Source organism: Pontimicrobium sp. MEBiC01747, from assembly GCF_053601635.1.
This window is the reverse complement of record NZ_JBSHNS010000500.1, coordinates 1-806: the sequence shown is the minus strand read 5'-3', so window position 1 is coordinate 806 and position 806 is coordinate 1. Positions and strand designations below refer to the sequence as shown.

The following is an 806-nucleotide window of genomic DNA, read 5'->3' as shown; positions in this document are numbered from 1 at the left end:
CTCTTTGCCAGAGCTAAATGGTTTGCAGAGTTTTATTAATAGAATTTATTCGAAAATAATATTTTGCGAAAGTAAACACGCTTTACCCGTTAAAAAAGCAGAAACTAAAGAAATACATTATAAAAGCCTAGATATAGCTTTAAAACAAATAGCTTTTAATGATGAAAATACTTTTTCCATACCTTATTCTAATATGATTAATCCTGATGAATTATTCTTCTATTTAATAAAACAAAAGCTTCATTTAAACAGTATAAATTTTGATACTGTAATGTTAAGTGAGGATAACTACTTTACTCCCAAAAAAGCGATATTGTCAGTTTCTAAATTGAAAAAACCCAAACATAATGTTTCTCTAATTATAAAAGCATGCATTCAAGACTGTGAAATAATTTATCAAGCAACAAAGCACATTATAAAACAAATAGCTTCTCCAAATAATTTTAATGAGAAAATTATTGCATTAGATAGTCGAGAATCTGAGTTTCTAAGAGAATATAATAGTCATGGTAATTGGAGTAAATTAATTACAGAAGTAAATAAACTAATAGACGAAGGTATTATTGATAAAGTTATATTTCCAGAGAGTGAAGATGCTAGAAAAATAAATAAACAATATTTTGAATTAAATACTAGTAAAACACATACCTACAAAGGTGTGCCAGTAGTATCTCAATTGTATGCTTTTGAGGAAGTTGAAAATAATTATATTTTGCAATTGGATTGTGATGCAATCATTGGGAGAATTAATAAAAAACACTCTTTTTTAAAGGATATGATTGCTGTAATGGATAGTGATGAAACTG

Annotated in this window: 1 protein-coding gene; it reads left to right on the top strand. The window is 26.7% G+C overall.

Annotated elements, in window-relative coordinates:
- Window positions 1-806 (top strand): hypothetical protein (locus ACVC2P_RS16420; RefSeq protein ID WP_452599539.1); only part of this gene is annotated, 806 nt, incomplete at both ends.